The sequence below is a fragment of the Pseudomonas sp. HLMP genome, from assembly GCF_046365545.1.
Taxonomy (GTDB): Bacteria; Pseudomonadota; Gammaproteobacteria; order Pseudomonadales; family Pseudomonadaceae; genus Aquipseudomonas; species Aquipseudomonas guariconensis_B.
Genome location: NZ_JBDLLR010000001.1, coordinates 563,761 through 576,501, shown reverse-complemented (window position 1 = coordinate 576,501; position 12,741 = coordinate 563,761). Strand labels below are relative to the sequence as shown.

13 protein-coding genes and 1 riboswitch are annotated in these 12,741 nt (G+C 67.1%); of the genes, 6 read left to right on the top strand and 7 right to left on the bottom strand.

Going from position 1 to position 12,741, the window contains the following annotated elements; translation table 11 throughout:
• Nucleotides 1-18 precede the first annotated feature (18 nt).
• Nucleotides 19-915, top strand: a complete 897-nt coding sequence (locus ABFA30_RS02900) for an alpha/beta hydrolase (RefSeq protein WP_253091380.1) — start codon at nt 19-21, stop codon at nt 913-915.
• Nucleotides 916-947: 32 nt separating this feature from the next.
• On the opposite strand, the gene ABFA30_RS02895 is transcribed toward ABFA30_RS02900, so the two are convergent.
• Nucleotides 948-2,153 carry an RtcB family protein gene (locus tag ABFA30_RS02895; RefSeq protein ID WP_410045127.1) on the bottom strand — a complete coding sequence of 402 codons (1,206 nt, stop codon included), beginning with the start codon at nt 2,151-2,153 and terminating at the stop codon, nt 948-950.
• 113 nt (nt 2,154-2,266) lie between these two features.
• A riboswitch (FMN riboswitch) is annotated at nt 2,267-2,408 on the top strand.
• 80 nt (nt 2,409-2,488) lie between these two features.
• On the opposite strand from ABFA30_RS02895, the gene ribB reads away from it, so the two are divergent.
• From ribB to ABFA30_RS02870, 5 genes are all read left to right on the top strand, one after another.
• Entirely contained in the window at nt 2,489-3,139 is a 651-nt protein-coding gene (ribB, locus tag ABFA30_RS02890; protein WP_225788765.1) for a 3,4-dihydroxy-2-butanone-4-phosphate synthase, read from the top strand.
• Between the two features lie 178 nt (nt 3,140-3,317).
• A complete protein-coding gene (locus tag ABFA30_RS02885; RefSeq protein WP_011531978.1) occupies nt 3,318-3,560 on the top strand; it encodes an exodeoxyribonuclease VII small subunit in 243 nt (80 codons plus the stop codon).
• The gene (ispA, locus tag ABFA30_RS02880; RefSeq protein ID WP_253079900.1) at nt 3,557-4,444 is read left to right on the top strand and encodes a (2E,6E)-farnesyl diphosphate synthase; all 888 of its coding nucleotides are present in this window, start codon (nt 3,557-3,559) and stop codon (nt 4,442-4,444) included. Before ABFA30_RS02885 ends, ispA begins: the two co-directional genes overlap by 4 nt.
• A gap of 175 nt (nt 4,445-4,619) precedes the next feature.
• Nucleotides 4,620-6,515 carry a 1-deoxy-D-xylulose-5-phosphate synthase gene (dxs, locus tag ABFA30_RS02875; protein ID WP_225788767.1) on the top strand — a complete coding sequence of 632 codons (1,896 nt, stop codon included), beginning with the start codon at nt 4,620-4,622 and terminating at the stop codon, nt 6,513-6,515.
• Between the two features lie 113 nt (nt 6,516-6,628).
• On the top strand, nt 6,629-8,521 hold the full coding sequence (locus tag ABFA30_RS02870) for a TonB-dependent receptor domain-containing protein (protein ID WP_410045126.1): 1,893 nt from the start codon (nt 6,629-6,631) through the stop codon (nt 8,519-8,521).
• Here ABFA30_RS02870 and ABFA30_RS02865 read toward each other — a convergent pair.
• The 6 genes from ABFA30_RS02865 to thiL all read right to left on the bottom strand — a co-directional run bounded on the left by ABFA30_RS02865 (nt 8,499) and on the right by thiL (nt 12,738).
• Nucleotides 8,499-9,311: a cobalamin-binding protein gene (locus ABFA30_RS02865; protein WP_253079902.1), complete on the bottom strand. Its 813-nt coding sequence runs from the start codon at nt 9,309-9,311 to the stop codon at nt 8,499-8,501. The two genes, ABFA30_RS02870 and ABFA30_RS02865, sit on opposite strands and share 23 nt — an antisense overlap.
• On the bottom strand, nt 9,311-9,730 hold the full coding sequence (locus ABFA30_RS02860) for an MFS transporter (RefSeq protein WP_225788770.1): 420 nt from the start codon (nt 9,728-9,730) through the stop codon (nt 9,311-9,313). The genes ABFA30_RS02865 and ABFA30_RS02860 overlap by 1 nt, the downstream gene beginning before the upstream one ends.
• On the bottom strand, nt 9,727-10,344 hold the full coding sequence (ribA, locus tag ABFA30_RS02855) for a GTP cyclohydrolase II (protein ID WP_225788771.1): 618 nt from the start codon (nt 10,342-10,344) through the stop codon (nt 9,727-9,729). Before ribA ends, ABFA30_RS02860 begins: the two co-directional genes overlap by 4 nt.
• A 165-nt stretch (nt 10,345-10,509) precedes the next feature.
• Complete coding sequence (locus ABFA30_RS02850; protein WP_410045125.1) at nt 10,510-11,259, bottom strand: substrate-binding periplasmic protein; 750 nt, start codon at nt 11,257-11,259, stop codon at nt 10,510-10,512.
• A 16-nt stretch (nt 11,260-11,275) separates the two neighbouring features.
• Complete coding sequence (locus tag ABFA30_RS02845; RefSeq protein WP_225788773.1) at nt 11,276-11,779, bottom strand: phosphatidylglycerophosphatase A; 504 nt, start codon at nt 11,777-11,779, stop codon at nt 11,276-11,278.
• Complete coding sequence (thiL, locus tag ABFA30_RS02840; protein WP_253102408.1) at nt 11,776-12,738, bottom strand: thiamine-phosphate kinase; 963 nt, start codon at nt 12,736-12,738, stop codon at nt 11,776-11,778. The genes ABFA30_RS02845 and thiL overlap by 4 nt, the downstream gene beginning before the upstream one ends.
• Between the last annotated feature and the right edge of the window lie 3 nt (nt 12,739-12,741).

The window sequence follows — 12,741 nt, the reverse complement described above, 5'->3', positions numbered from 1 at the left end:
CCACGACGAGATCGCCCGATGAGCAACATGACCCTGCCCCTGGCCTTGGCGCTGGCCCTCGCGGCCCTGTCGCCTGCTGCCGTGGCGCAGCCGGAGCGCGAGCAGAAGATGGACACCAGCGTGCTGCAGCGCCAGGACCTCGCCTATCGCTTCAGCCACCTCGACCTGGACTCGCTCGACGGCAAGCGGCACTACCGGTTGTGGATCGGCAAGCCCGACCGCCCGGCACCTGCGGGCGGGTATCCAGTGCTGTGGATGCTCGACGGCAATGCCGCGCTGGGTGCCCTGGGCGCCATGCAGTTGGACAGGCTCGCTGCCGGCCAGGCGCCGCTGCTGGTTGCGGTGGGCTACCAGACCGAGCAGCGCATCGAACGCGCCGGGCGCACCTATGACTACACCCCGGCGTTGCCAGGGCAGGCCGACCCGCGCGACCCGTTGACCGGTTTGCCCAGTGGTGGGGTGGATGCGTTCTTCGACCTGCTGGCCCAGCGCATGCGCCCGATGGTCGCCAGCGTCGCGCCCATCGACCTGGAGCGGCAGACGCTGTGGGGGCATTCCTATGGTGGGCTGGCGGTGCTGCATGCGCTGTTCACCCGTCCCGGTGAGTTCAGTGACTATGCGGCGGCCAGCCCTTCGCTGTGGTGGCATGACGGCGCCATCGTGCGCGAGGCCGAAGGGTTGCAACAGCGCCTGGGGAATGACCGCCCGCGCCTGCTGCTGATGCGTGGTGGCGACGAACCATCCCGGCCACGTGGCCCGAGCAAAGGCGACGTGGAGCGCCCGGCCCGCCAGCTGAGTGCCGATTTGGCCAAGGTGCCTGGGCTGCAAGTGCGCTTCGAACGCTTCGAAGGGTTAGGGCATGGGCCGATGCTGCCGGCGTCGTTGCAATGGGTGATCGAGTCCATGTCTCGCTAATCCTGGGGCTGCTTTGCAGCCCCACCTGCCCCTCAACCTTTGACGCACACCACCTGCCGTAGGGTATGCACCACCTCCACCAGTTCCCGCTGGGCGCGCATCACGGCATCGATGTCCTTGTAGGCCATGGGGATCTCATCGATCACATCCTTGTCCTTGCGGCACTCCACATGGGCCGTGGCACGACGCTGGTCCTCGACGGAGAAGCGGCTCTTGGCCTTGGTCCGGCTCATCACCCGCCCCGCGCCATGGCTGCACGAACAGAACGACTGCTCGTTACCCAACCCGCGCACGATGAAACTCCTGGCGCCCATCGACCCCGGGATGATGCCCAACTGCCCTTTCTGCGCCGACACCGCGCCCTTGCGCGTCACCAGCACCTCGCGGCCAAAGTGCCGTTCGCGCTGCACATAGTTGTGGTGGCAGTTGACTGCCTCCAGGCTGGCCTGGAAAGGTCTGCCCAGCACCTTGCGGCTGGCCGCGACCACCGCCTGCATCATCAGCTCGCGGTTATGCCGGGCGAAACCCTGTGCCCACTCCACGGCCTCGACGTAATCGGCGAAGTGCCGGCTGCCCTCCTCGAAATAGGCCAGGTCCTTGTCCGGCAGGCTGCCCAGGTGCTGGCGCATGTCGGCCTGGGCCAGCTCGATGAACAGGTTGCCGATGGCATTGCCCACGCCTCGCGAGCCGCTGTGCAGCATGAACCACACGCGGTCGGCCTCATCCAGGCAGACCTCGATGAAATGGTTGCCGCCGCCCAGGGTACCCAGGTGGTGGCGGTTGTTGGTCTTCTCCAGGCGTGGATACTTGTCGACGATCCCCTTGAAGCGCCCTGCCAGCTGGCTCCATACCTGGTCGGCCTGCTTCGGCACGTTGTCCCAGGCGCCCTGGTCGTGGCGGCCGAAGGTCTTGCCGTGGGGCACGGCCTGCTCGATGGCCGTGCGCAGGCCATGCAGGTTGTCCGGCAGGTCGCGGGCATGCAGCGAGGTGCGCGCGGCGATCATGCCGCAGCCGATGTCCACACCCACCGCGGCCGGGATGATCGCGCCCACGGTGGGGATCACGCTGCCGATGGTCGAGCCCTTGCCCAGGTGCACGTCCGGCATCACCGCCAGGTGCTTGTAGATGAACGGCATCCTGGCCGTGTTCATCAGTTGCCGGCGGGCGTCGTCTTCCACCGGCACGCCATCGGTCCACAACTTGACCGGCTTGCCGCCGGCGACTTCGAGAATGTCCATGGGGTCGTTTCCACAAGAGCCTGCCAGTGTCCTGCACGGGACACTCACCATGATACCGCCGAAGGTCGTAGGCCGCCGGGTTGCCAGTGGGGTGGTAGCGTGGGGTATGCTTGCCCGGTCTTCAGGGCGGGGTGAAAGTCCCCACCGGCGGTAAATCGAAAGATGAGCCCGCGAGCGCCCCGGCCATGCCGGGGGTCAGCAGACCTGGTGAGATTCCAGGGCCGACGGTCATAGTCCGGATGAAAGAAGGCGTCAGGCGGGGTGCATCCGTTGCCCCCTGCGCGCGCGTTTTGTTCGCCCCGAGACGTTCATCGATCATTCACGAGGAGCGTTTCATGTCCACCATGCCTCACCCGCAATTCCCCAACGTCACCGCTGCCATCGCCGCCTTCCAGGCCGGCCGCCCCGTGCTGCTGCTCGACGATGACGACCGCGAGGACGAAGCCGACATCATCGCCGCCGCCGAGAACCTCTCGCTGCAGACCATGGCCATGATGATCCGCGACTGCAGCGGCATCGTCTGCCTGTGCCTGGACGAAGCCACCGTCGATGCCTTGCAACTGGCGCCCATGGTGCAGAACAACCAGGCCCGCCATGGTACCGGCTTCACCGTCAGCATCGAGGCGGCCGAAGGGGTCAGCACCGGCGTTTCAGCCCAGGACCGCATCACCACCATCGAAGCGGCCCTGCGCTCGACCGCAGAGCAACGTCATATCGTCAGCCCCGGGCATGTGTTCCCGCTGCGCGCCCGCAACGGCGGCGTGCTGACACGCCGTGGCCACACCGAAGGCTCGGTGGACCTGGCACGCCTGGCCGGCCTGCGCCCGGCAGCGGTGCTCTGCGAGCTGATGAACCCCGATGGCAGCATGGCCCGCGGCGAACAGGTGACGGTGTATGCCCGCCAGTACAACCTGCCGGTACTGACCATCGAGGAACTGGCCCGCTACCGCGAGGCGATGCTGGCGCCCGAGGCGATGCCTGCCTGATCCTGTAGGCCGGCCTGCACAGGTTCTCTCTACTCGATTAGTTACGTTTTGTTCCACCAAGAGGCCCATTTGCCAGCGAATGGGCCCGAATACGACGAACGATACCCTGCGCCAATTTGCTCCCCCTGCCCCGCTCTGCTAGTGTCGCGCCGTTCAAAATGCCACCGAGAATGTCGCCATGGCCCGCAAAAAAGCCTCCATCGATTTCGAGCAATCCCTCGCCGACCTGCAAGCCCTGGTCGAGCGCCTGGAGAACGGCGAGCTGTCGCTGGAAGAGTCGCTGGCCGCCTTCGAGCAAGGCATCGCCCTGACCCGTGACTGCCAGGGCGCCCTGGCCCAGGCCGAGCAGAAGGTGCAGATCCTGCTCGAACGCGACGGCGAACTGGCCGCCCAGCCCTTCGACGCGGAGCCGGAAGCATGATCGCCGCCTACCAGGCCAGTTGCCAGGCCCGTGTCGACGCTGCCCTGGCCCCCCTGTTCGAGGCGCCTTCGCCCGAGCTGCAGCGGCTCTACGCGGCCATGCGCTACAGCGTGATGAACGGCGGCAAACGCGTGCGCCCCCTGTTGGCCTACGCCGCCTGCGAAGCCTTCGGCGCACCGGCCGAACAGGCCAATGGCGCAGCCTGCGCCGTCGAGCTGATCCATGCCTACTCGCTGGTCCATGACGACCTGCCGGCGATGGACGACGACGACCTGCGTCGCGGCCAGCCGACCACCCACAAGGCCTTCGACGAAGCCTGCGCCATCCTCGCCGGCGACGGCCTGCAGAGCCTGGCGTTCGATGCCCTGCTCGATCCGCGCCTGAGCCCGCAGCCCGATGCCATCCGCCTGGCCATGGTCCAGGCCCTGGCCAAGGCCGCCGGCCCCGCCGGCATGGTCGGCGGCCAGGCCATCGACCTCGGTTCGGTGGGGCTGAAACTCGACCAGCAGGCCCTGGAATACATGCACCGGCACAAGACCGGCGCCTTGATCGAGGCCAGCGTATGCCTCGGCGCCCTGGCCAGCGGCCGGGCCAGCCAGGCGCAGCTCGACGCCCTGCAGGCCTATGCCCGGGCCATCGGCCTGGCCTTCCAGGTGCAGGACGACATTCTCGACGTGGAAAGCGATACCGCCACGCTGGGCAAGCGCCAGGGCGCCGATATCGCCCGCGACAAACCCACCTACCCGGCCCTGCTCGGCCTCGAGGCGGCCAAGGCCTATGCGATAGAGCTGCGCGACCAGGCCCTGGGGGCCCTGGAGGGTTTCGGTGAAAATGCCGAGCCCCTGCGTGCGCTGGCCCGCTATATCGTCGAGCGCCGCCATTAAGCCCTGAGCCTGTGTACGGGGCCGCTTCGCGCCCCAGAACGACAAGGGACCACCTGACCAAGCGGCATTGGAGCAGTCCCACGCCCCCAAGGTCCGTACACCCCGTGGTTGAATGGGCAGCTTTTCCCACAATGGGGTAAACTGCCGCGTCTTCACACCTATAACGACTCGCCTGATGCCCACGACGTTTCAAGAGATCCCCCGCGAACGCCCGGTCACGCCGTTGCTGGACCGCGCCGACACGCCCGCCGGCCTGCGCCGGCTGGCCGAAGCCGACCTGGAGACCCTGGCCGACGAGCTGCGCCAGGAGCTGCTCTACACCGTTGGGCAGACCGGTGGGCATTTCGGTGCAGGCCTCGGCGTCATCGAACTGACGATCGCCCTGCACTACGTCTTCGACACACCCGAAGACCGTCTGGTCTGGGACGTCGGCCACCAGGCCTACCCGCACAAGATCCTCACCGGTCGCCGCCAGCGCATGCTCAGCCTGCGCCAGAAGGACGGCATCGCCGCCTTCCCGCGGCGTAGCGAGAGCGAGTACGACACCTTCGGCGTCGGGCACTCCAGCACCTCGATCAGCGCCGCCCTGGGCATGGCCATCGCCGCCCGCCTGCAGAACGACCCGCGCAAGTCGATCGCGGTGATCGGCGACGGCGCCCTGACCGCCGGCATGGCCTTCGAGGCGCTGAACCACGCCCAGGAAGTCGATGCCGACATGCTGGTGATCCTCAACGACAACGACATGTCGATCTCGCGCAACGTCGGCGGGCTGTCCAACTACCTGGCCAAGATCCTCTCCAGCCGTACCTACGCGAGCATGCGCGAGGGCAGCAAGAAGGTCCTGTCGCGCCTGCCCGGCGCCTGGGAAATCGCCCGTCGCACCGAGGAATACGCCAAGGGCATGCTGGTACCCGGCACCCTGTTCGAGGAACTGGGCTGGAACTATATCGGCCCGATCGACGGCCACGACCTGCCGACGCTGATCGCCACCCTGCGCAACATGCGCGACCTCAAGGGGCCGCAGTTCCTGCATGTGGTGACCAAAAAGGGCAAGGGCTTCGCCCCCGCCGAAGTGGACCCGATCGGCTACCACGCCATCACCAAGCTCGAGCCCGCCGACAAACCGGCCGCGCCGAAGAAAACCAGCGGCCCGAAGTATTCCGCCGTGTTCGGCCAATGGCTGTGCGACATGGCCGCCGCCGACAACCGCTTGGTGGGCATCACCCCGGCGATGAAGGAAGGCTCGGACCTGGTGGCCTTCAGCGAACGCTACCCGCAACGCTACTTCGACGTGGCCATCGCCGAACAGCACGCGGTCACGCTCGCCGCGGGCATGGCCTGCGAAGGCGCCAAGCCGGTGGTGGCGATCTACTCGACCTTCCTCCAGCGCGCCTACGACCAGTTGATCCACGACGTGGCGGTGCAGAACCTCGACGTGCTGTTCGCCATCGACCGGGCCGGCCTGGTCGGCGAGGACGGCCCGACCCATGCCGGCAGCTTCGATCTTTCGTACCTGCGCTGCATCCCCGGCATGCTGGTGATGACCCCTAGCGACGAGAACGAGCTGCGCAAGATGCTCAGCACCGGCCACCTGTACAACGGCCCCGCTGCTGTGCGCTACCCACGCGGCACCGGCCCCAACGCGCCGATCAGCGGCGACCTGGAGCCGCTGGAAATCGGCAAGGGCGTGGTGCGCCGCCAAGGCGGCAAGGTCGCCCTGCTGGTATTCGGCGTGCAACTGGCCGATGCCATGAAAGTGGCCGAAGGCATCGACGCCACCGTGGTCGACATGCGCTTCGTCAAACCACTGGACGAGGCCCTGGTGCTCGAGCTGGCCGCCAGCCATGAGTTGCTGGTGACCATCGAGGAAAACGCCATCATGGGTGGCGCCGGTGCCGCGGTGGGCGAGTTCCTGGCCCGCGAGGCAGTGCTCAAGCCGCTGCTGCACCTAGGGCTGCCGGATATCTATGTGGAACACGCCAAGCCGGCGCAGATGCTGGCCGAATGCGGGCTGGATGCCGCGGGTATCGAAGCGTCGGTACGCGCCCGGATGGACAAGCTCGGCCTGTAAGTAAATCCAAGGGGCTGCCTTGCAGCCCTTCGCGGGCAAGCCCGCTTCCACAGGTACAGCGCAACGCTGAAATCGACACGCTCTCTGTGGGAGCGGGCTTGCCCGCGAATGCGATGGAACTGCCAATGAAGATCCCAGCCCTCACCACCGCCCTGCTCTGCCTCCCCAGCACCCTGCTGGCCGCCGAACCCGACCGCGACGACGCCCTCAAGCTGCCCGACGTGCTGATCAGCGCCAGCCGCCAGGTGGAGTCGCGCAGCGCCACCAGCGCTGCCAACACGGTGTTCACCCGTACCGACATCGACCGCCTGCAACCGTCCAGCGTCACCGACCTGCTGACCCGCGTCCCTGGCGTGCAGGTCGCGCCCACGGGCGGGCGTGGCAGCCTGCCAGGCATCTTCATCCGGGGCACCAAGTCGGCCCAGAGCCTGGTGCTGGTCGATGGCGTGCGCATCGCCAATGCCACCTCCGGCGACAGCGGCCTGCAGTTTCTCGACATCGACCAGATCGAACGGGTCGAAGTGCTGCGCGGCTCGCGCTCGGCGGTCTATGGCAGCGATGCCATTGGTGGGGTCATCCAGATCTTCACCCGTCGTGGCAATGCTGCCGGCCTGCAGCCACGCCTGCGCCTGGCGGCGGGCAGCCACCAGACCTTCCAGCGCAGCCTGGGGCTGTCCGGTGGCGATGGCCAGACCCGCTTCAACCTCGGCGCCAGCCTGGACGAAACCGCCGGCATCGACTCGACCGGCCCCTCCTTCGCCAGCGATGGTGACCATGACGCCTATCGCAACAAGTCGTTCAACCTGAGCCTGAGCCACAGCTTCGGCGAGCGCTTCGAGGCGGGGCTGAACCTGCTCGACAGCCGTGGCCGCAGCGAATACGACAACCCGTTCGGACGCTTCGACCCGACCACCTTCGAAAGCTTTGGGCAGGCGCCCTACACCGACTTCACCGTCAGCAGCCTGGGCACCTACCTCGACGCCCGACTCACCGACGCCTGGACGTCGCGCCTGGAGCTGAGTCATGGCGAAAACCGCGACAAGAAGCGCGACAAGCTCAGCGACGAAGGCAGCGTGTTCAATACCTACCGCGACCAGGCGACCTGGCAGAACGACCTGACGCTGAACGAACAACACCACCTGCTGGTGGGCGCCGACTGGTACCAGGACCGCGTGCATGGCAGCACCGACTTCGCCGAGGACAGCCGCTGGAATCGCGCAGCCTTCCTCCAGCACCGCTTCAGCGGCGAACACTTCTCCACCGAGTTGGGCGTGCGCCGCGACCAGAACCAGCAGTTCGGCGGCCAGACCACCTGGAGCGGCAGCCTCAGCGTGCCGTTGAACGCCAACAACGATGTGTTGTTGTCGTACAGCGAAGGCTTCCGCGCACCAACCTTCAACGACCTGTACTACCCGATGTTCAGCAACCCGAACCTGGACCCAGAGCGCTCCAGGAGCTACGAGTTGCAATGGCGCAGCCGCATCGGCGCCAGCACCCGCCTGGAGACCTCGCTGTACCGCACCGACCTGCGTGACGCCATCATCTTCGGCGAAGGCTCGATCCCACGTAACGTGGCCTCGGCGCGCATCAACGGCCTGGAGATGGCCCTGAGCCAGGAGTGGGCCGGCTGGCAGTCCCGCCTGGGCCTGGCGCTGGTCGACCCGCGCGACCGCGACACCGGCCATACCCTCGCCCGTCGGGCCCGACGCACCCTGAGCCTGGACCTGGACCGCCAGTTCGAGCGGTTCGGCGTGGGGGCCAGTTGGCAGGCCGTCAGCAGCAGCTACGACGACGAAGCCAATCGCAACGCGCTCGGCGGCTACGGTCTGCTTGGCCTGCGCGGCAGCTGGAAGGCGAGCGAAGAACTGAAGCTTGAGATGAAGCTCGACAACCTGCTGGACAAAACCTACAGCCGCGCCCTGTACAGCTACGACAACGCCAGCTACGGCTACCGCGAGGAAGGCCGTACCTGGTTGCTGAGCGTCACCTGGACGCCGGCGCTCTAGCCGCCAGCAGCGCACACAGGCGCGCCGTGGCTTCGATCATCTGGCCACTGGGCCGCTCCAGCCCCTTGTCCGGCACCACCAGCAGGCGACCGTCGGCCACGGCACGCAACCGCGGCCAGGCCTTCCAACTGCCCAACTGCGCCGGGTCGCCGGCCAGGATCACCTGCGGGTCGCGCAGCAACACCGACTCCACGCTGACCTGCGGCGCCGGCTGGCGCAGGTCCTCGAATACATTGCGCGCACCGCACACGCGCAGGGCATCGCTGACGATCTGCTGGCCGCCGAGGGTGTAAAGCGGCCTGTCCCAGACCTGGTAGAAGACCTGCAATGGCTGTTCGCGGTGGTAGCGCTCACGCAGCTCCCGCAGGCGTTCGCGCAGGGAGGCCGCGTAAGCCTGGCCTTGCGCCTTGCGCCCCAGGCGCACGGCGATGGCCTCGATCTGCTCGACGAGCTGGTCGAGGTCGTGGGGTTGGCCGACGAACGTAGCGATGCCCAGGCGCTTGAGCTGGTCGCGCTGGGCCGGCGCCACACTGTCGGGCCACAGCAACAGCAGGTCGGGTTCGAGGCTGAGCAAACGCTCCATGTCGAGTTGGCCGTGGCGCCCCACCGAAGGCAAGCCAGCCAGCGCTGCCGGCCGCTCGCCGCCGTCGAGCACGCCTACCAGCAGGTCGTCGGCCTGCAGTTCGGTAACGATCTCGGTCATCGAAGGCGCCAGGCTGACCACCCGTGGGCCACTGTCGGCCAACGCAGCGAAGGACAGCAGCGACAACAGGCAGCATAGGATGCGCATCAGCCCAACTGACGGGGAATACGGTAGAGGTAGAGCAACACCACGCTGGAGATCGCCAGGAGGACCTGCGGTACCGCCTCCAGGCCGACCAGCACCGAAAACGCCGCCACCCAGGCGGGGAAACAGGCGAACAGCATGGCCAGGCGTCGAGCCTGGGCCAGGGCGATCCAGGCCTGCGGCTCTTCGGCCGAGCCCAGGGCCTTGGAGGTGTCTATCAAGGCGCGCTTGTAGGCACCGAAGCGCGGCAGGCTGAGGAACATGCTCGCCGCACCGGCGATGAACAACGGCATGGCCAGCACGGGGATCAACGCATCGCCCCCACCGAAGGCCCAGGCCATCACCGGCAGGGGCAACAGCCCCACCGCCAGGTATTGCCACCAGGCCAGGGCCAGGCGCCGCTTCACCTCGCCACGGGTCACGCCTGGGGCACCTCGCCCTGATGCTCGTTGCCCATCATGTGGCCGAGCTTGCCGGCCTTGGTAGCCAGGTAGTGGCGGTTGTGCGGGTTGTGCCCAGTGTGCAGCGGCACGCGCTCGGCGACATTGATGCCCATGCCGGTCAGTGCCTTGACCTTGCGCGGGTTGTTGGTCATCAGCCGCAGCGACTTCACGCCCAGGTGCTCGAGCATCGGCAGGCACATGGCGTAGTCGCGCTGGTCGGCGGCGAAGCCCAGGCGCTCGTTGGCCTCTACGGTATCGGCACCGCCGTCCTGCAGCTCATAGGCGCGGATCTTGTTCAGCAGGCCGATACCCCGGCCTTCCTGGCGCAAATACAGCAGCACGCCACGGCCTTCACGGGCGATGGCCTGCAACGCGGCCTCCAGCTGCGAGCCGCAGTCGCAACGCTGGCTGAACAGTGCATCGCCGGTCAGGCATTCGGAATGCAGGCGCCCCAGCACCGGCTCGCCGTCGCCGATGTCACCCAGGCTGAGCACGACATGCTCACGGCCAGTGGCTTCGTCGAGAAAGCCATGCATGGTGAAGATCGCGAAGGGAGTCGGGAGTTTCGAGGCGGCGACAAAGACGACGGGCACGTTGTGCTCCTGATAAGTAGGAAATTTCATGTGGGCCGATTGTATCAGCAGGCCAGCGCCCATGCGCAGGCTGAATATCGCGGCTTAAGATCGAAAAGTTCGATGCATGGAATGCGTGGGCTGTTCACTGAGGGCCAATGGAGCCGCTAGGCGTGTACGCATGACTCAGTGCGGCTGGCTGTCCGCCGTGAACGGATACGGCTGCTTCCAATGCTCGAAGATCGGCTCCAGCTCACCGCTGCGCACCAACTGCGCCATGCGCCGGTCGAACAGCTCGCGCAGGGCCTTGGCCTGTTCGCTGCGGGCAAAGGCCAGGTACAGCGGCAACTCGGCCACATGGGTACGGCGCCAACGCTCAGGCTGGGCAGCCTGGTCGAGCACATAGTCGACCTCGGTCAGGGCATCGATGTAGAAGTCCACACGGTCATGCTCGAGCATCGGCAGGATGCCTTCACGCCGCTGGATCTCGCGAAAATGCTTAACGTTGGGCAGGTAGTGCTGGAACTCGTAGCCGCGCACCCAGGCCAGCCGGTACTGGCCGATGGTCTCGAGCGTCGGCTCGGGCTTGCCGACCAGGCCCAGGGCATAGATATGGTCCATGTCGAAGTGCCAGCGCGGGTAGAGGTTGTCGGCGTTCTCCTCCTTGTAGGAGCCCACCCAGGCATCGGCCTCGCCGCGCCTGACCAACCCCACCGCCCGGCTGTAGGGCGCGCTCTGGGTCACGACCTGCACCCCGGCTGGTTCGAACACCTTGCGCAGCACGTCCCAGGCCAGCCCTGTACCATCGGCGTTGGTGTAGTCGAGCCATTCCTCGCTGACCAGGTGGATCTGCGGCGGCACGCCCTCGGCCTCGGCCGCCTGCAGCCCAGGGGCAAGCAACAGCAACATCGCCAGCAGCACAGTCCTTATGGCCATCGACCCGCTCCCTTCGTCAGGCAACCACCCACACCAGAATCTGCATACCCAGCCAGGCGAAGACGCCAGCCAGGATATCGTCGAGCATGATCCCGACGCCCCCATGCACGTGCCGGTCGACCCAGCGGATCGGCCACGGCTTGAGGATGTCGAAGAAACGGAACATCAGGAACCCCGCCAGCAGCCATTGCCAGCCTTCCGGCACCAGCCACAGGGTGATCCACATGCCGACCATCTCGTCCCAGACAATGCCTTCATGGTCGTGCACGCGCAAGTCGTTGGCGACCTTGCCGCACAGCCAGAAGCCGAACAGCATGGTGATCCCCAGCAACAGCCAGTAGCCCCAGTCCGGCAACATCTGCCACAGCGGGATGAACGGCAGCGCCACCAGCGAGCCCCAGGTCCCGGGGGCCTTGGGCAGGGTGCCGGAGCCGAAGCCGAAGGCGATGAAGTGCCAGGGGTTGCGCCAGACCGAAGGCGGAACGAACTCCGCGGGCACCTGGTTGGGGTGGTCGGTCACGGTGTCTCCCTAAAATGTTGATAGCCCCGTTGTGTCGGGGTGATGTCCCGGCCCTGCCGGTCACGCAGGGTGACGCCCTGGCCCGCGAGCACGCGGCCGATGACGTGGACGCCACTGCGCTCCTGCAGGGATGAAAGTTGTGCTTCAGGCAGCGTGAACGCCAGCACGTAGTCGTCGCCACCGGTGAGTGCCGCCTGCAGGGCGGCGTCACGCCCGAGGAAGGCTTCCAGGGCCGGCGAGAAGGGCACCTGCTCGACGCTCAGCTCCAGGGCGACGCCGGATGCCTTGGCGATATGCCCGGCATCGGCCAGCAGCCCATCGGAGATATCCAGCGCCGCGCTGGCCCGGCCGCGCAGCAGTTGGCCCAGGGCGAGCTGGGGCATGGGCGACCAATAGTGGGCGAGCAGCGGCTCGGCGATGTCGGCTGGCGCCTGGCGCTCGCCCAACACCAGCGGCAAGGCCCCCGCCGCGTTCCCCAGGCACCCGCCGACGCACAGCAGGTCTCCCGGCCGGGCGCCGCTGCGGCGCAGGGCCTGCCCTGCCGGCGTCTTGCCGAACACGGTCACGGTGATGCTCAAGGGGCCACGGGTGGTATCGCCGCCGATCAGGCTGACACCACAACGCTGGGCCATGCGGTCGAGGCCGTCGGCGTAGCGCCTGAGCCAGTCGGCCCCGACCTCGGGCAAGGTCAGGGCGAGGGTGAAGCCGATAGGGTCGGCCCCCATGGCGGCCAGGTCGCTGACCGCCACGGCCAGGGCGCGCTGGCCGAGCAGCAGCGGGTCGCAGGCGGTGGGGAAATGCACGCCCTCGACCAGGGTATCGGTGGACACCGCCAACTGTTCGCCAGCGGGCAGCTCCAGCAGGGCGCAGTCGTCACCGATACCGAGCACCACGCCTTCGCCACCCCGCGCACAGGACGCGGCGGCGAAGTAATGGCGGATCAGCTCGAACTCACCCATGGT